The organism is Prosthecobacter sp., from assembly GCF_044222565.1.
Classification (GTDB): Bacteria; Verrucomicrobiota; Verrucomicrobiia; order Verrucomicrobiales; family Verrucomicrobiaceae; genus Prosthecobacter.
On record NZ_JBGANA010000028.1, the window covers coordinates 44,115 to 59,045 of the forward strand.

At 61.6% G+C, this 14,931-nt stretch carries 17 protein-coding genes; 8 read left to right on the forward strand and 9 right to left on the reverse strand.

Annotated elements, in window-relative coordinates:
- Positions 1 to 35: 35 nt before the first annotated feature.
- Positions 36 to 1,661, forward strand: coding sequence for an ATP-binding protein (locus tag ACILSR_RS28055; RefSeq protein WP_395753133.1), 1,626 nt, complete (start codon positions 36 to 38; stop codon positions 1,659 to 1,661).
- A 345-nt stretch (positions 1,662 to 2,006) separates the two neighbouring features.
- The gene (locus ACILSR_RS28060; protein ID WP_395740023.1) at positions 2,007 to 2,162 is read left to right on the forward strand and encodes a helix-turn-helix transcriptional regulator; all 156 of its coding nucleotides are present in this window, start codon (positions 2,007 to 2,009) and stop codon (positions 2,160 to 2,162) included.
- Positions 2,163 to 2,217: 55 nt separating this feature from the next.
- Here the strand turns inward: ACILSR_RS28060 and ACILSR_RS28065 are convergent, their stop codons facing one another.
- Positions 2,218 to 3,636 (reverse strand): DUF1501 domain-containing protein, encoded by a 1,419-nt coding sequence (locus tag ACILSR_RS28065; RefSeq protein WP_395753134.1) that lies wholly within the window; start codon positions 3,634 to 3,636, stop codon positions 2,218 to 2,220.
- Positions 3,637 to 3,804: 168 nt separating this feature from the next.
- On the opposite strand from ACILSR_RS28065, the gene ACILSR_RS28070 reads away from it, so the two are divergent.
- Positions 3,805 to 4,041 (forward strand): hypothetical protein, encoded by a 237-nt coding sequence (locus ACILSR_RS28070; RefSeq protein WP_395753135.1) that lies wholly within the window; start codon positions 3,805 to 3,807, stop codon positions 4,039 to 4,041.
- On the opposite strand, the gene ACILSR_RS28075 is transcribed toward ACILSR_RS28070, so the two are convergent.
- The 3 genes from ACILSR_RS28075 to infA are packed head-to-tail and all read right to left on the reverse strand — an operon-like array spanning position 4,017 to position 5,407.
- Positions 4,017 to 4,457 carry a hypothetical protein gene (locus ACILSR_RS28075; protein ID WP_395753136.1) on the reverse strand — a complete coding sequence of 147 codons (441 nt, stop codon included), beginning with the start codon at positions 4,455 to 4,457 and terminating at the stop codon, positions 4,017 to 4,019. The genes ACILSR_RS28070 and ACILSR_RS28075 overlap by 25 nt on opposite strands.
- 2 nt (positions 4,458 to 4,459) lie before the next feature.
- Positions 4,460 to 5,011 (reverse strand): ribonuclease H-like domain-containing protein, encoded by a 552-nt coding sequence (locus tag ACILSR_RS28080; protein WP_395753137.1) that lies wholly within the window; start codon positions 5,009 to 5,011, stop codon positions 4,460 to 4,462.
- Positions 5,012 to 5,035: 24 nt separating this feature from the next.
- Entirely contained in the window at positions 5,036 to 5,407 is a 372-nt protein-coding gene (infA, locus tag ACILSR_RS28085) for a translation initiation factor IF-1 (RefSeq protein ID WP_395753138.1), read from the reverse strand.
- 162 nt (positions 5,408 to 5,569) lie between these two features.
- Between infA and ACILSR_RS28090 the strand changes: the two genes are divergently transcribed.
- From ACILSR_RS28090 to ACILSR_RS28100, 3 genes are read left to right on the forward strand one after another with little or no spacing between them, the layout of a single operon-like run.
- Entirely contained in the window at positions 5,570 to 6,088 is a 519-nt protein-coding gene (locus ACILSR_RS28090; RefSeq protein ID WP_395753139.1) for an RNA polymerase sigma factor, read from the forward strand.
- On the forward strand, positions 6,085 to 6,411 hold the full coding sequence (locus tag ACILSR_RS28095) for a hypothetical protein (protein ID WP_395753140.1): 327 nt from the start codon (positions 6,085 to 6,087) through the stop codon (positions 6,409 to 6,411). The genes ACILSR_RS28090 and ACILSR_RS28095 overlap by 4 nt, the downstream gene beginning before the upstream one ends.
- A gap of 47 nt (positions 6,412 to 6,458) precedes the next feature.
- Complete coding sequence (locus tag ACILSR_RS28100; RefSeq protein ID WP_395753141.1) at positions 6,459 to 8,006, forward strand: hypothetical protein; 1,548 nt, start codon at positions 6,459 to 6,461, stop codon at positions 8,004 to 8,006.
- A gap of 51 nt (positions 8,007 to 8,057) precedes the next feature.
- Here the strand turns inward: ACILSR_RS28100 and nadC are convergent, their stop codons facing one another.
- A complete protein-coding gene (nadC, locus tag ACILSR_RS28105) occupies positions 8,058 to 8,894 on the reverse strand; it encodes a carboxylating nicotinate-nucleotide diphosphorylase (RefSeq protein WP_395753142.1) in 837 nt (278 codons plus the stop codon).
- Positions 8,895 to 9,042: 148 nt separating this feature from the next.
- Between nadC and rplS the strand changes: the two genes are divergently transcribed.
- On the forward strand, positions 9,043 to 9,402 hold the full coding sequence (gene rplS, locus ACILSR_RS28110) for a 50S ribosomal protein L19 (protein WP_395753143.1): 360 nt from the start codon (positions 9,043 to 9,045) through the stop codon (positions 9,400 to 9,402).
- A gap of 634 nt (positions 9,403 to 10,036) precedes the next feature.
- Here rplS and ACILSR_RS28115 read toward each other — a convergent pair.
- Positions 10,037 to 11,329, reverse strand: a complete 1,293-nt coding sequence (locus tag ACILSR_RS28115) for a dihydrolipoamide acetyltransferase family protein (RefSeq protein WP_395753144.1) — start codon at positions 11,327 to 11,329, stop codon at positions 10,037 to 10,039.
- 51 nt (positions 11,330 to 11,380) lie between these two features.
- Complete coding sequence (locus ACILSR_RS28120; RefSeq protein WP_395753145.1) at positions 11,381 to 12,376, reverse strand: alpha-ketoacid dehydrogenase subunit beta; 996 nt, start codon at positions 12,374 to 12,376, stop codon at positions 11,381 to 11,383.
- A gap of 398 nt (positions 12,377 to 12,774) precedes the next feature.
- Between ACILSR_RS28120 and ACILSR_RS28125 the strand changes: the two genes are divergently transcribed.
- Positions 12,775 to 13,668 (forward strand): RNA polymerase sigma factor RpoD/SigA, encoded by an 894-nt coding sequence (locus tag ACILSR_RS28125; RefSeq protein WP_395741910.1) that lies wholly within the window; start codon positions 12,775 to 12,777, stop codon positions 13,666 to 13,668.
- A gap of 159 nt (positions 13,669 to 13,827) precedes the next feature.
- Here the strand turns inward: ACILSR_RS28125 and ACILSR_RS28130 are convergent, their stop codons facing one another.
- Together ACILSR_RS28130 and ACILSR_RS28135 are read right to left on the reverse strand one after the other, a co-directional pair.
- On the reverse strand, positions 13,828 to 14,406 hold the full coding sequence (locus tag ACILSR_RS28130) for a xanthan lyase (RefSeq protein WP_395753146.1): 579 nt from the start codon (positions 14,404 to 14,406) through the stop codon (positions 13,828 to 13,830).
- The gene (locus ACILSR_RS28135; protein ID WP_395753190.1) at positions 14,403 to 14,897 is read right to left on the reverse strand and encodes a hypothetical protein; all 495 of its coding nucleotides are present in this window, start codon (positions 14,895 to 14,897) and stop codon (positions 14,403 to 14,405) included. The genes ACILSR_RS28130 and ACILSR_RS28135 overlap by 4 nt, the downstream gene beginning before the upstream one ends.
- Between the last annotated feature and the right edge of the window lie 34 nt (positions 14,898 to 14,931).

The window sequence follows — 14,931 nt, forward strand, 5'->3', positions numbered from 1 at the left end:
TCCGCCGTCCCCCCCTTCCCTCTTCCTTCCACCGCATGAGCGCCCCGGCCAACAACCGCAGCTTCCGCACCCGCCTGGCCCTGCAGACGATGTTCGTCGCCGGGACGCTGGTCGCCGGTTTTGGCAGTGCGTCCTGGTGGTATGCCTGCGAGACGCTGGAGCGCAGCGTGGACGACCGCATCATCGCTCCGGCGCAGCGAGTGTGGAACCGCATCGATCCCTACACGACCGACGAGCAGTTCAAAATGATCGCGGATCTCGTGTTTGGCACTTCGCCCGATCGCGCGGGCAGCAATGCCGTCCTCGTGGTGCAGGAGCACACTCAGGGGAAGACCATCTTTGCCACGCCCAATGCGCCCAAGGATCTGGACGTTTACTTCCGCAGCTGCTTCCCCACCGCTGACGAAATCGGACGCGCCCCGCATCCGCCCCAGGGGGAATCTCCGCCCGGCAGGGGACCTGGTGGCGGTCCGCCGGGCCGCCGCCACGACCCACCACCACGCCGGGGCAATGAATTTGACGACCTGCTCGGCACGCCAGGTTTTGACCCGGAACCGCCGCCGCAGGACCGCCAGCTGCCCTTCCGCCCGCACATGCCCATGGTCCGCGAGCCGACCACCTTCACCGCGCGCTCCGCTGGCACCGACTGGCGCTTTGGCGCCTTCAGCAGCCCGAGCTACACCATTTTCGTGGGTCTCTCGCTCACCGATTTTTATGCGGAGATCAATCGCATGGCGTGGTGGTATGTGGGTGCCGGCACGCTCGGACTCCTGCTCGCCGGCCTGGGCGCGCTGTGGACTTCCAAGCAGGCCATGCGCCCTCTGGAGCGGGTGGTGGGCACCGCACAGCGCCTGACGGCGAGCGACCTCGCGGAGCGCATCCCTTTGCAGCGGGATGACAATCGCGAGTTCGCCCAGCTCATCGATGTGCTCAATGGCATGATGCAGCGCCTGGAATGCAGCTTCAAGCAGGCCGTGCGCTTCACCGCGGACGCCTCCCACGAGTTGAAAACCCCGCTGGCCATCATGCTCGCCGAGCTGGATGACGCCGTGCGCCACGCCGCTCCCGGCAGCACCGAGCACGAGCGTTTCGCCTCCCTTTTTGAAGAAGCCACCCGCCTCAAGCAGATCACCCAAAGCCTGCTGCTCCTCTCCCAGGCAGACGCCGGCCGCCTCCCGACCCACCCGGAAACCTACGACCTCAGCGCAGACCTGGAACGCCTCGTCGAAGACGGTGAGATCCTCTGCGAGCAGGCCGGGCTGACGCTGGAGCACAGCATCGAGCCCGGTGTTCTGGCGCATGCAGACCGCGCCCTGCTGCGGCAGGTGTTTCAAAACCTCCTCAGCAACGCCACCAAATACAACCGCCCCGGTGGCCGCGTGACGCTCCGCCTGACGCGCCAGGATTCGCAGATCATCTTCAACGTCACCAACACCGGCCCCGCGATCCCGCCCGAGAATCAGCAGCGCCTGTTCGAGCGCTTCTTCCGTGGCGACAAAGCGCATACCCGGCAGACCGACGGCTTCGGCCTCGGACTCAACATCGCCACAGAGCTCGCCCGTGCCAATGGCGCCGACCTCCGCCTGGTCAGCTCCCAAGACGACGAGACAGTGTTCGAAGTGCGCATGCCAGCGGCAGCAGAGGAAACTGACGCCGTGTGATGCCCTCCAAAGTATGCCCGGCGGGAGCGAAAAGGCAGCGCGTGGCAGTTCAGCGTATCCGTTTGTCCCATTTCACGGCACCCTTTTTCCATGCTCAAATTTACCGTCCTACTCTCCAGTCTGCTCATGGCACTCATGGCCGCGCGGGCAAAACAGGCCTGTCCCCGCGCCACTTCGGCACGCCAAATATATGCATAATTGCCTGACCATTAGCAGGTTACCATGTCCATTTTAAATATAGCCTGGCGTTTAGTACGAAGTGGCGGACGCCCCTCACTCCGCGTTGCCGAGATGATCCGCTCCGTTCAATGAACGCCAGGAGCGCCGACGCTGTCAGCATTAGGTATGACTCCCAAACCCAACCTGACCCCGAAAGAGAAAGAAATTCAGAGCCTCTTCGCCCGCGGCAAATCCCCCGAAACCATCGCCATCCGCATGGGCATGAAAGTCTCCAAAGTGATGATGGTGATCGCGATGCTCCCCAAGATGATGCTCCTTTAATCCCGAGCCATCCTGTTCTTGGTGCCTACCTCCGGATCGAAATGGCTGCTCCACCTCACGCCATGATCCCCGGCACCAGTTCGCCGTGCACATCCGTCAGGCGGAAGTCGCGGCCCTGGTAACGGAAGGTGAGGCGCTCGTGGTCCAGGCCCAGCAGATTTAGCACAGTGGCGTTGAGGTCATGCGTGTGCACACCGTTTTCGGCGATGTTGAAGCCGAAGTCATCGGTCTTGCCATAGACCGTGCCGGGCCGCGTGCCACCGCCGGCCATCCACATGGTGTAGGCATCTTTGTGGTGGTCACGACCTGGGGATGTCTTGGTGCCGTCGCCATTCGCACCCTGACGCAGTGGCGTGCGGCCAAATTCTCCGCCCCAGATCACCAGTGTTTCATCCAGGAGGCCGCGCTGCTTGAGATCGCGCACCAGCGCCGCCATGGGCTGGTCAACATCCTTCGCTTTGGCCGTGAGGCGTTGCTTCAGGCCGCCGTGGTGGTCCCAGTCGGAATCAAAGAGCTGCACCATGCGCACACCGCGCTCTATCAGGCGGCGGGCGAGCAGGCAGTTGTTGGCAAAGGAGGCCTTGCCGGGCTGCGCACCATACATGTCCAGCGTGGCCTTGTTCTCATGGGCGATGTCCATCAGCTCCGGCACACTGGTCTGCATGCGGTAGGCCATTTCATACTGGCTGATGCGGGTGGCGATCTCCGGATCTCCCACCACGCCGAGCTGCTGCTCATTGAGCGCCTTCACAGCATCCAGCACATGGCGGCGGTCTTTGGAGCTGTGCCCCGGCGGATTCCCGAGAAACAGCACCGGCTCTCCGCTGCCGCGAAACTGGATACCCTGGTACACGCTTGGAAGAAATCCCGTGCTCCAGAGCGTCGAGCCTGCGCCGCCGGCCGGGCCGGAAAGTAGCACCACATAGGCGGGCAGGTCGCGGTTCTCGGTGCCAAGGCCATACGTCACCCATGCGCCCATGCTCGGCCGCCCACCCTGGCCGAAGCCGGTGTGCAGAAACATCTGCGCCGGTGCGTGATTGATCTCATTCGTATGCAGGGACTTCACCACGCAGATGTCGTCCGCCACGGTGCCCAGGTGCGGCAGCAGCTCGCTCAGCTCCAGGCCGCTCTGGCCATGGCGCTGAAATTTAAATTCCGTGCCCGCCAGTTTCATCTCTCCGCCGATGAAGGCAAAGCGCTTCCCCTTCGTCAGCTCCTCCGGGCAGGTCTGGCCGTCCATCTTCTGCAGCAGCGGCTTGTAGTCATACAGATCCAGCTGCGAAGGCGCGCCGATCATGTGCAGGTAGATGATGTGCTTGGCCTTCGGCGCAAAGTGGGGTCGCGGCCCGGCGATCGCAGCCGCCGCAGGCAGATCCCGCGCCAGCATGGACCCCAGCGCCACGGAGCCAAGCCCCAGGCCGGACTGCCGGAAAAACTGGCGGCGGGAGACATCGAGAAAAGCGGGCGTGGTCATGACAGGAATGAAACGTGAGCCGAAGGACGGAGATTGCGCAAAGTAGCCTTGTTCCTGTGGACCAAGGACAGGCGTCATAACGGCGAGGGGAAAGGGACGACCCCAACGCAGGGACCGCGGCGGAGCGGGTCCTTGTTGCACAGCCACAAGGCTACCTTATGAATACCCATGGCACTGGGAACCAAAAATCGACTTCACGAAACGGGCGTGGCCTGCAAGACACACCTGCGCGAGCAGCATGGCGACAAGCTGGAGCTGGTGAACGAATTCATCGCGGAGATCGAGGGCACGGGCGCCAAGGTGGACCTCGCCGCCTGGAACCAGTTCAGCGATCTGCGCCGCAATCAGGCCGAAATGCTCCAGCGCGTGGAGGCTGCGTTTCAGACCTGGCTGGCGGGTGGCTGATCTGCCACTGCCCCACCCTTCGCAGTAAAACACCGCGCCACCCACACCCCCGTCAGCGTCGTCAGCGCGCCGGTCGCATCAGCGACGAGATCGCGCAGCGTCTCGCGGATGCTGTACTGGATGTGCGTGTGGAGCACGATGTCGGAGAAAAGCTCCGCGAACTCCCAGAACAAGCCCACGGTACAGGCCAGCGAGAAAGTGAAAAGATAGCGCGCAAAGGCCGTGAGCTGCCCAAACCAGTGCGCAAAGCAGTCCAGCGCATGCCAGATGAAAAACGAGATCGCCACGCCTCCGCTGTAATGCATCACAAAGTCCAGCGCCTGCCGGTTGGGCGAATGGATGATCAGCTGATGGAAAAACAGAACCGCCAGCGGTGCCCAGCCCGCGCGCAATAGAAGGCGGAGCAGCGGCTTCATCATCATACGGCTTTCCATTCCACCCTGGCCTGCTGCTCGCGACCATTGCGGTCATGGTATTTCACATGGCCATGCTCCATGCCGTATTCGTGCACGCACTTGGTCACTTTCACATCGTAGCAGCAGTATTCGGCGATCTTTGCGACTTCGCCCTGCTGCCACCATTTGAGGGCGTCGAGGCCGTCGGCCGTCTTGCCGGTGCCGAGCGTGGCCGCAGCCACGGCATCGAGCTTGATGCGATGACCAAGCACTTTTTCGAGATCGATGAGCAGATCCAGGCTGTGCGGCAGATCGGCGGGATCAAACAGCAGGTCATGACCTTTCAGCACTTCGTAGTCGAAGCCGATGTGGTTGAAGCCCACCACAAGGTCGGCGTTCTTGAGCTGTTTGATCAGCGCCGGCGTCTCTTCCTGCGTGTAGATGCAGTATTCGTTGAGCCGGGTGCTGAAGGTGCACGCGACGGAGATGCCCATCTCGTGCTTGTTTCCCCAGCCGCCCACGTCGTTCGCGGTGCGGCGTGTTTCGAGGTCGAAATAGACGATGTCTCCTGCCATGGTTCGCGAAGGCCGGGCGGAGGCTTAGCCGATGCGGTAAACGATGCGCGCCTTGTCCATGTCGTAGGGGGACATTTCGATCTTCACTGCATCGCCAATGACGAGACGAATGAATTTCTTGCGCATCTTGCCGGAGATATGGGCGAGCACTTCGTGGCCGTTGCGCAGCTTCACGCGGAACATGGTGCCGGCGAGCACGGCTGCGATGGTGCCTTCGAGTTCGATGGCTTCTTCCTTCTGCTTGCCAGTTTCTTCCGGCTCTGGCGGACGTGGCGGAGGCACATACCGTGGGGGCGGAGCACCGCCGGGACGGCGGGGTGGGCCCCCGCGTGAGGGACCGGAGCCGCGATTGGGGGGGCCGCTGCGTGATGGGCCGCGATTGGGGGGACGTGACATGCGTGAAAAAAAAACTGGGCGGGAGGATGCTGCCACACGCGGGGATTACAAGGGTAATTTTGTGCCGTGAAAGCCGGGAAAGAGCGGACCGCCCTCTCCGGCCGGAATTAGGACAGACAAAAATCTCGCCGCCGCGCGTCCTGTCCGTGAAACTGCACCCGCATGCCCGCCGCCCCCACAGTGCCAGATCTCTACGATGCCCATGGAGCGGGCCTGTTCCACTATTTCACCAGCTTCACAGGCAGCGAGGCGGACGCCAAGGACCTGCTGCAGGAGCTTTTCATCAAGCTGGCACGGCAGCACATCCCCGCTGACATCCTCAACATGCGGGCCTGGCTGCTGCGTCTGGCCCACCACCACGCCATCGACTGGCTGCGGCGGCACACCGTGCGCCGGCGTGCGGAGGAGGAGGCGCGAGCGCAGGTGCCCGTGGAGATGTTTGCCAGGCATGATGACCCGGATCAGGCCGAGCTGGCGCAGCGGCTCACGCGGGCGCTGGCCCTGCTTCCCCTGGAGCAGCGCAGCGTGGCCCAGCTCAAGCTCTGGGACGGCCTGACCTTTGAAGAAATCGCTGAAGTGCAGGGCATCCCGCTGAACACCGCCGCCAGCCGCTACCGCTACGCCCTGGAGAAACTGCGCAGCGAACTGCGCCCCCTTTACGATGAACTGAAACCGTCATGAACCTGAAGCCCGATGCCTTTGAAAATGACCTGCGCGCCCTGCGGCGGCGCGCTCTGCCAGACGAATGGCGGAATGAAATGCTGCATGCTGCTGCAACAGCTGCGGCGCGGACCGCCCCGCCACCTGCCTCCCGTTTGGCGGACCGCACCCCGCGCTGGCTGGTGGCAGGCTGGAGCCTGGCCTGGGCAGCCACAGTGGTGATGTACTTCACCACGCCCGCCGAACCCACTGCGCCACAGGCGGCCGCAACGAACGACACCACTCCCCCCCTGCTGTGGCAGCAGCGCGCCGCCACCATCGACGCTCTCCTTGCCGCGAACTGATTCCCTTCCCCCTCCATTCCTTTTTTCACCTCCTGCCATTTCCTACCATGATCCGCCATTTCCTCTCCAAACGCTACGTCCGCATAGCACTCTGGATTTTCACCACCCTCGCCACTCTCGTCGTTCTCCTCCACGTCTGGACCAACTGGAGCGGCAGACGCCGCTGGGCCGCCGCGAAGGCGATGCTCGACCAAGAAGGCGAAACACTCGACTACCGCAAGCTGCTGCCCGAGACGCCGCCCGAAGCACAAAACCTCCTCGCCATCGAACCGCTGCGGGACATTGCCACCGTCATTGACCACGATGACAGCAAGGGCGGGCCGGGAGCCAAACGCAAAGCCTTGGACAGCATGAAGTGGAGCGGAAGCGCCCCTGCCGGCGGCGGGGTGACCCTGGGAAAAACCACGGACTTTCAGGAGTGGGCAAAGTTCCTGCGTGAAATCAAATACCTTGACCTGCCTGCCGAACCTTCGCCCGCCGCCTCCGACGTTCTGGCCGCGCTGGATGCGAAGTTCCCGCTGCTAAAACAAATGGCCGATGAGTCCGTCCGCCGGCCATTGGCCATGATGACGCCCGGGCTGCGGGAGCGGGAAATGCCCGACCTGCTCTTCTCCCTGCGCGTGCCGCACTACACCGCCGCCCAGACTCTGGCAAAGGCGCTGTCTCTTCGTGGCCGGGCCGCTGTGGCCGCGGGTGCCAGCGCCGAGGCAGCACGCTGCATCATTTCCATTCAGCGACTGGCCCAGGGCTGCAAGCAGGAGCCACTGCTGATCGGCTTCCTCGTGGGAAATTCGCTGGAGGCCATGGCGCAGGAAACGCTGTGGCTGGGCCTTCAGCAGCGCGTGTTTGCGGAGGAAGATCTGCGGCTGCTGCAGGACCTCTTTTCCACCAGCCACACCCGCGAGGCCTTGCTGCGGGCCGTGCGTGGAGAGCTCGCCTCGGGCATGAACGCAGTGGAGTATCTGCAGCAGGCCGCCAATGGCCGGAAAGAGGTAGACGCCGAGATCCTCGGTGCCTTTACCAACCAAGGAAAATCCAGGAGTCTCTTCATCTGGCGCGCCATCCCCAGTGGCTTGTTTGACCACTGGAAGAGCGTGATCGCCGAGATGGAGGTGCAGCATTTGATCCAGCCGTTGAAAACCAGCGGCCTGCGGGAGTCGGTGGCCCAGGGAGAAGCCGTCGCCACGGAACTCACGAAAAATTCCAACCCGCTGCTCCACCCAGACCACCTCATGGCCCGCCTCATCCTCCCCGCAGTGAGCATGGTCAGCCTCAATGCTCTGGTGCAAGATGCACGCCAGCAGCAGGCACTGGCGGCACTGGCGCTGGAGCGGTATTTTGTGAAACACGGCCGCTATCCTGCCGTGCTGTCAGACCTGACACCGGAATTCTTGCCTGCCGCCCCGCTTGATCCCTGCGACGGCAAGCCCCTGCGCTATCGCACCACCCCCGCCGGCCGCTACCAGCTCTGGTCCGTGGCTTTTGATGGCAAGGACGACAACGGCAAAGTGACCGTGGACAGCCAGGGCAAGGCCAAGCTGACCAAGCGCGAATACGTGGGCGACTGGACCTGGCAGTATGAGCCGGTGAAGTAGCCTTGTTGCTGTGTAGCAAGGGTTCCTTTGCTCCTCATGAACAAAGCTATTTTAATAAAAATCCAGTCCAAGATCCAGCGCACGTGAGGAATGCGTGAGCGCGCCTACGGAGATGGCATTCACCCCGGTGGCGGCGACGTCTTTGATGGTCTCAAGGGTGATGCCGCCGCTGGCTTCCAGCCAGAACCTGCCGTTCACGAGTTTCACGGCCTCGCGCAGCTTCTCAGGCCCCATGTTGTCCAGCAGCAGCATGTCCACACCATCCAGCGTGAGGAAGCCGGCCACCTGCTCCAGAGTATCTGCCTCGAGCTGGACACGGGTGCCGGGACGCTCCCTGCGCAGCCGGTGAATGGCGGCCTGGAGGGAGGGGAGGTCGCTGTTGGCGGCGAGGTGGTTGTCCTTGACCATGGCGTGGTCATAGAGGCCCATGCGGTGGTTGGTGCCGCCGCCGTGCTTCACCGCGGCTTTTTCGATCAGCCTCCAGCCCGGGGTAGTCTTGCGCGTGTCCCAGATCTGCACCGGGTGGGGCCGCACCGCCTCCACGTAGCGCCGTGCCTGGGTGGCCACTCCGCTGAGGCGCTGGAGGAAATTCAGAGCCGTACGCTCTGCCGTGAGCAGGGAGCGGGTGCTGCCCGCGGCCCTCATAAGGACGCTGCCGCGCTCAAAGGGGCTGCCATCGGAAAGGCAGATTTCCACTTCGAGGGCGGGGTCGATCTCCTTGAAGACGGCCTCGGCGATCTCTGATCCTGAGACGACGCCCGGCTCCCGGGCGACGATCTCAGCCCTGGAACGGGAGTCGGCAGGAATGAAATACTCGGCGGTGACGTCTCCGGGGCCGACGTCTTCGGCGATGGCGGCTCGGATCAGGGCTAAAACGGTGGGTTCCATGGGTGGGCGGATGATAGGCCGGAGCGGGGAGGTTTCCAGTACGGGGAAAAACAGGTTGCCAAATGGCTGGAACTCGGCAACTTCCACGCCCCTCGCCCCCGGCCGGACTGTTTGAAGGCCTTGCGCAGCGCGGATTTAGGAGTGTGTCATGAGCAACATCATCGAAAAGATCAATCAAGAGCAGCTGAAGAAGGAAGTCACCGCTTTCACCGTGGGTGACAGCGTCAAGGTCCATACCCGAGTGGTGGAAGGTGACAAAGAGCGTATCCAGATCTTCGCTGGCATCGTCATCGCCCGCAAAGGCTACGGCATCAACGAAGCTTTCACGGTCCGCAAGATCTCCTACGGCGAAGGCGTGGAGCGCGTGTTCCCCGTGCACAGCCCCAAGGTGGCCAAGGTGGAAGTGACGAAGTCCGGCCGTGTGCGCCGCGCCCGTCTGCACTACCTCCGCCAGCGCCAGGGCAAGGACGCCATGTCCGTCAAGGACCAGGCCCAGAGCGAGAGCTAATTTTCCCCAGTGTGTGTGTTTTAAACCAAAAGGGAGAGCCTTCCGGCTCTCCCTTTTTTTGTGCTCTCAGATAAGGAGCCAGTTTCCGAACAGGTGAACCGCAGGCCCTGCGCGCCGTAGATTGGTCGTGTTTGGCACCCAGCGCGCTTCACCGGCCCACACCCTCCTCCGCCAAACCGCCCGGCCACGAGGGCTCCCCTACGCCACAGCGTTCGCAGCACGGAGTAAAGCGACTCTCCCTCTCCCCGCCCCTGAAAGATCTAAACGCGAAATTTTTTCTTCGGGGAACCGTAGCGCAGCGGGTCGAAGACCGCCGAAGGCAAATAGACTGCCGCAGGCAGCCCGAAGGGCAAACGCAGTGAGTCAAAGGTCTGGGGTGAGGGGCCAACGCTTGACCTCGCCAAGCAGGACGTCCCCCTCACCCTAACCTCTCCCCCAAGGGAATTTTGGAAGGTACCATGCCCTCGAGGGGGAGAGTGGATCCGCTCTGAGCACGCTCTTCCCTGCAGCCACGAGGCGGCCATCAAATCATTTTAACGGACCTAACTTGCGAAGGTGCCAAGTCCCAGAAATCCACCTCATCCCGCAGACCATCGCCTGCGGGGACTCCCATCTGTTTAAAAACGAAGAGATCCTACACCAGCATCAGCGCCGGATTCTCCAGCAGCTTGCGCATCTCTGCCAGGAACGTCGCAGCCACGGCGCCATCAACGACGCGGTGGTCGCCGCTCAGGCCAACCCACATGCGCTGACCCACCACGATCTGCCCCTTGTCATTCACGACTGGAGCGGAACGAATACTGCCGATGGCAACAATGGCGGCCTGCGGCGGATTGATGATCGCGGCAAACTGGTCGATGCCGTAAGCGCCGAGATTGGAGACGGTGATGGTGCCACCTGCGTAGTCATCCGGGCTGAGTTTCTTGTTCTTCGCCTTGCCAGCGAGATCCTTGACGCTCTGGCTGATCTCCAGCAGCGTCTTCTTTTCCGCCTGCTTGATGACCGGAGTCACGAGGCCGTCATCGATGGCGATGGCCACGCTAAGACCGACGGACTTGAACTTCACGATGGCATCGCCATCCCAGGCGGCATTGATGGCGGGCTGGGCCTGGGCGGCGCGGATGACGGACTTCAGGATGAAGTCGTTCACCGTGTACTTGTTGCCGCCGCTCTTCTCAGCCGAGGCGTTCAGATGCGCGCGGAATTCCATCAGCGGACCGGCATCCACTTCCATCTGCAGGTAGAAGTGCGGGATCTGCGTCTTCGAGGCCAGCAGGCGCTCGGCGATGATGTTGCGCATGCTGCTGGTGGGCACGCGCTCGTCATCAGGACCAATGACCGGACGGATGGCAGGTGTGGCAGCCACGCGACCAGCGGATCCACCACCCACAGGGGCGCTTTCCACATCCGCACGCACCACACGGCCGCCAGGGCCGGAGCCGACGAGAGTGTTGAGATCCACGCCGCGCTCCGCAGCGATCTTTTTGGCCAGCGGGGAGGCTTTCACGCGCAGAGCGGCTCCGGCAGCGGCGGCACGGCTCTTGTGCTGCGGGGCCAGCGGCAGGCGGGGACCGGCGGCAGCGGCTTTGCTGGCGCTTGCGGCAGGCTTTTTCTCAGCGGCAGGGGCCGGAGCGGCGGCGGCTTTGGCCTTCTCGATGAGTTCATCCAAATTTGCCGGAGCCGCCTCGTCATCTTCCAGCACCACCGCCAGCGGTGCGCCCAGAGGAACCTTGCCGCCTGGCGTCGCTACGAACTTGTGCAGCACACCTTCATACGGGCTGGCGTACTCCATGGTGGCCTTGTCGGTCTCAATGTCGGCGATGGCTTTGCCAACGGTGACTTTGTCCCCTTCCTTGACGAGCCATTTGGCGAGGGTCCCCTCGGTCATGGTGTCACTGAGCTTGGGCATTTCGATGAATTTGGGCATGGCGGAAAACGAGATTGAAAGGGTTCTGGGTAAAGCGGAAAACGGGGCGGATCAGCAAATGCCAAGGGCTTTGGCCACGACCACATCGGCGGTCGGCAGCTGGATGGCCTCAAGCGGCGGGCTGTAGATGGCTGGGGAGTCGAGGCTGCACACGCGCTGCACAGGGGCGTCGAGCTCGTCAAAAATGCGCTCCTGGATCATGTAGGCGATCTGGGCGCCGATGCCGCAGTAGGGCTTGTTTTCCTCCACGTAGATGGCGCGGTGGGTTTTTGCCACGGACTCAAGGATCGTGTCCTCATCCAGCGGGCGGATGGTCCGCAGGTCCACCACCTCGGCGCTGATGCCGTGCTCTTCTTCCAAAATCTTGGCTGCTTCCAGGCAGGTGATGACCGCCTTGCCGTGCGCGATGAGGGAGATGTCCGTGCCTGCGCGTTTCACGTCAGCGAGGCCAAGGGGGATGAAGAGTTCGCCACCGGGCAGTTCGTCATTGCCGGGGACTTCCCATTCTTCACCGTAGAGCTTTGTGCTCTCCATGAACATCACGGGGTCATTGTCGCGGATGGCGGCCTTCATGAGGCCCTTGGCATCGTAGGCGTTGCTGGGGCAGACGCATTTCATGCCGGGGAAATTCGCCATGATGTTTTCCGGCGTGTGGGAGTGGGTGGCACCCACGCTGGTGCCGCCGTTTGCCGGGCCGCGAATGACGATGGGGCAGTTGATCTTGCCGCCGCTCATGTAGCGCACCATGGCACCGTTGTTAACGATCTGGTCCCACGCAACGGTATAAAAGCTCCAGAACATCAGCTCCATGACCGGACGCACTCCGAGCATGCTGGCACCGATGCCCATGCCGATGAATCCAGCCTCGCTGATGGGGGTGTCCACCAGACGCTTGTCGCCCCATTTGTCCCAGAGGCCCTGGGTCACCTTGTAGGCGCCATTGTACTGGGCGACTTCTTCGCCCATGACCACGACCATGGGGTCGCGGGCGATTTCTTCATCGAGGGCTTCACGGATGGCGTCGCGGTAGGTGATTCGGCGGGGCATGGCAGGTTTTGAGGGGGCAGTAAGTCGGGTCGGGGCGGGGCGGTGTCAAGCGGGCGGCTGCGTTCAAAAAGGACAAACTTCACCCCCTGGCCGGGACGAAAGGTGTTCCACACCGGTCCCCACAGCTGAAAAAGTGCCTGTTTACAGGTCTTTTTATTAACATTCCTTAACTTTTTTTAGAAATGATGTTGACGATTCCCCGAAAGTTTAGTTGAACGTAGGCTGTCATATACTCGCCCGTGCTCTATTCTTCCGGTCCATCCTCCAATACTGGCCGCAAACTTGCTCAAAAAAGACGAGCGAAGTATAAAATCGCATCTATACTGACTACCCCCTGCGTCTCGGCGCGGGGCAAGGACGTTGGTCCTTTTATCGTATTACCCAACTAGAAATTTCATATGGAACTCGACGGAGGCATCAAGATTTACCTGCGTGAGATCGGCAAGACAGACTTGCTGACTCCCGACCAGGAAGTCGAGCTTGCCGAACGCATCAAACGTGGCGACCCCGAAGCCCGTTCGCACATGATTCGTGCGAACCTCCGCCTCGTGGTGAAGATCGCCCAGGATTACGCCAATTACGGTCTGCCTCTTCTCGACCTCATTTCCGAAGGCAACATCGGCCTGATGAAGGCCGTGGAACGTTTCGACCCGAACAAGGGCGGCAAACTTTCAACCTACGCCGCCTGGTGGATCAAACAGTCCATCAAGCGCGCCTTGGCAAACCAGTCCAAGACCATCCGCCTCCCTGTCCACATGGTGGACAAGATCAGCAAGATGCGCCGTGTGGCCATGGCGATGTCCGAGGAACTGGGCCGCGAACCCACCGACGACGAACTCTCCGAAGAAATCGGCATTGATCGTGCCAAGCTCAGCCAGCTCAAGGTCGCCTCCATGCGCCCTGCCTCGCTCGACGCCCCCATCAGTGACGACGACAGCACCGAGTTCGGCGAAATCGTGGGCGACGAAAACGCCCAGACCCCTTTCGACCTGCTCTCGCATAAGAACATGCACAGCCAGCTCGATGGCCTGCTGACCGTTCTCGACGAACGCGAACGCAAGATCATCGATGCCCGCTTCGGCCTCGCCGGCCAGAAGCCACGCACGCTGGAAGAAGTCGGTCAGGAGTTCGGCGTCACCCGCGAGCGTATCCGTCAGCTGCAAAACATCGCGCTGCGCAAACTGCGCCGCGCCCTGCAGAAGAAGGAAGACCCCATTCCAAAGGCTCTCCGCAACGCCGGTGGCAAGAAGAAGCGGAAAAAGGCCGCCGCTGCCGAAGCCGAAGAGGATTAAATTCAAAAAAAGCCGGGTGTCGAAAGACCCCGGCTTTTTTGTGGCTTGGAAAGTAGCCTTGTTCCTGTGGAACAAGGGAGGCCCTCGCAACCATATGCAGTATGGAAGTCCGTAAGATGTGAATGCGGCTGAGTTGTCCTTTGTTGCACAGCAACAAGGCTACTTTGTCACCGGCAAAAACTGCACTGCATCGGCAATCACCACCTTGTCCGCCTCCGTGCCCTCATTGGACACCCGCACCCATCCTGCACGCCCCGCTTCAAACCGAAACGTGCCCAGCGTGCGAAACAGGCGCCCGTGCTCCGGCTCCTGCTGCTGATTGATGATCACCTTCGTGTTCCCATCTGCATGATGAATCGTGACCGGCGTCCTGGTAGAACGTCGCACATTGTAGCAGTGCGCCAGCCTCACCTCATACCAACCCGCTTTCGGCAGCGCGGGTGTGAAGGTCACCGACTTGCTGCCCTTTCCCGCTTTCATGTCGTGGATATAACCGAGCCCCACATACGGCGGCGTATGCGTGGAATACTGCCACTCCCCCACCAGCTCCGCATCCATCTCATCCACCACGATACCCGGCAAAGTTGCCGAATCCGACACACAAGACTGCACCATTTCCGGCCGGTCCACCTCGCCGGGAGGATGGATGTTGGCGATGGCTTTGGGGTGCGGTTTGAGGCTCTCAGCAGCCATGGCAGCATTGAGAACCAACAGGATCGATGAGAGGCGAAGAGTCATGCGCGCTTTACGGGTAGATTCAATTCCTGGAACTTTCGCTGAATGAGATCCAGCGCCTCTGGAGGTACATCGCCACGCGGCAGTGTGAAGTGATCGCCTCGTGAATAATGGAGCAGGAGGCAGTCCGGGCGCTCGACGAGTTCACGAAACACCATCCACTTCAATTCGGTGGCTCCAAGATTGGAACGTCCATGGATCGTTTCTTCACTGAGGGTGTAATGCACATGCGCATCGCCTTGCATGCGTTTCCAGTCCGCAATCACACGTCGCATCCGGAAATAATACGCGAGGAAAATTAGCAGCAAGAATCCGATCACCATCATGCCGAAGATAGACATGGCGCTCAGCTTCCCCGGTTGATAATCCAGAATGATGCTGGCGATCAAGAGCATGATCGCAATTAAAAGGCGGGGCCACCGCTGCAGTATCCGCCGCCAGGCGATACGCCACAGAAGCTTTTCGGTGATGTGAACGTCGAATTCGATGGGCATGGTGTGGATGGTTTGAGCGCTGTGAAATGCGGCC

Excerpts from the sequence above, each read along its gene's own strand:
- ACILSR_RS28055 (WP_395753133.1), top strand. The coding sequence starts at position 36 with ATGAGCGCCCCGGCCAACAACCGCAGCTTCCGCACCCGCCTGGCCCTG.
- ACILSR_RS28060 (WP_395740023.1), top strand. The coding sequence starts at position 2,007 with ATGACTCCCAAACCCAACCTGACCCCGAAAGAGAAAGAAATTCAGAGC.
- ACILSR_RS28065 (WP_395753134.1), bottom strand. The coding sequence starts at position 3,636 with ATGACCACGCCCGCTTTTCTCGATGTCTCCCGCCGCCAGTTTTTCCGG.
- ACILSR_RS28070 (WP_395753135.1), top strand. The coding sequence starts at position 3,805 with ATGGCACTGGGAACCAAAAATCGACTTCACGAAACGGGCGTGGCCTGC.
- ACILSR_RS28075 (WP_395753136.1), bottom strand. The coding sequence starts at position 4,457 with ATGAAGCCGCTGCTCCGCCTTCTATTGCGCGCGGGCTGGGCACCGCTG.
- ACILSR_RS28080 (WP_395753137.1), bottom strand. The coding sequence starts at position 5,011 with ATGGCAGGAGACATCGTCTATTTCGACCTCGAAACACGCCGCACCGCG.
- infA (WP_395753138.1), bottom strand. The coding sequence starts at position 5,407 with ATGTCACGTCCCCCCAATCGCGGCCCATCACGCAGCGGCCCCCCCAAT.
- ACILSR_RS28090 (WP_395753139.1), top strand. The coding sequence starts at position 5,570 with ATGCCCGCCGCCCCCACAGTGCCAGATCTCTACGATGCCCATGGAGCG.
- ACILSR_RS28095 (WP_395753140.1), top strand. The coding sequence starts at position 6,085 with ATGAACCTGAAGCCCGATGCCTTTGAAAATGACCTGCGCGCCCTGCGG.
- ACILSR_RS28100 (WP_395753141.1), top strand. The coding sequence starts at position 6,459 with ATGATCCGCCATTTCCTCTCCAAACGCTACGTCCGCATAGCACTCTGG.
- nadC (WP_395753142.1), bottom strand. The coding sequence starts at position 8,894 with ATGGAACCCACCGTTTTAGCCCTGATCCGAGCCGCCATCGCCGAAGAC.
- rplS (WP_395753143.1), top strand. The coding sequence starts at position 9,043 with ATGAGCAACATCATCGAAAAGATCAATCAAGAGCAGCTGAAGAAGGAA.
- ACILSR_RS28115 (WP_395753144.1), bottom strand. The coding sequence starts at position 11,329 with ATGCCCAAATTCATCGAAATGCCCAAGCTCAGTGACACCATGACCGAG.
- ACILSR_RS28120 (WP_395753145.1), bottom strand. The coding sequence starts at position 12,376 with ATGCCCCGCCGAATCACCTACCGCGACGCCATCCGTGAAGCCCTCGAT.
- ACILSR_RS28125 (WP_395741910.1), top strand. The coding sequence starts at position 12,775 with ATGGAACTCGACGGAGGCATCAAGATTTACCTGCGTGAGATCGGCAAG.
- ACILSR_RS28130 (WP_395753146.1), bottom strand. The coding sequence starts at position 14,406 with ATGACTCTTCGCCTCTCATCGATCCTGTTGGTTCTCAATGCTGCCATG.
- ACILSR_RS28135 (WP_395753190.1), bottom strand. The coding sequence starts at position 14,897 with ATGCCCATCGAATTCGACGTTCACATCACCGAAAAGCTTCTGTGGCGT.